The organism is Pseudomonas sp. Pseusp97 (assembly GCF_047304025.1).
In the GTDB taxonomy this organism is placed as follows: domain Bacteria; phylum Pseudomonadota; class Gammaproteobacteria; order Pseudomonadales; family Pseudomonadaceae; genus Pseudomonas.
This window is the reverse complement of the sequence record NZ_JBGLYK010000599.1, coordinates 1-243: the sequence shown is the minus strand read 5'-3', so window position 1 is coordinate 243 and position 243 is coordinate 1. Positions and strand designations below refer to the sequence as shown.

1 pseudogene is annotated in these 243 nt (G+C 62.6%); it reads right to left on the bottom strand.

Annotation, left to right across the window (positions count from 1 at the left end):
• Positions 1-3: 3 nt before the first annotated feature.
• Positions 4-243 (bottom strand): annotated as a pseudogene (gene glgC, locus ACCC94_RS30480) (glucose-1-phosphate adenylyltransferase); the annotation flags it as partial.

The window sequence follows — 243 nt, the reverse complement described above, 5'->3', positions numbered from 1 at the left end:
GACTCAGGTCGCTTCCTGCCGCAGCGATTCGGGCGTGACGAGCACGACGCCGTCGTCGGTGCGATAAAAACGCTCGGCGTCGGCCACCGGATCTTCGCCGATCACCGTGCCGTCCGGGATCGCGCAGCCGCGGTCCACCACCACTTTCTGCAGGCGGCAACTCGCGCCGACCGTGACCTGCGGCAACAAGACTGCCTCATTGATGTTACAGAACGAACTCACTTTCACATTCGACGACAACAC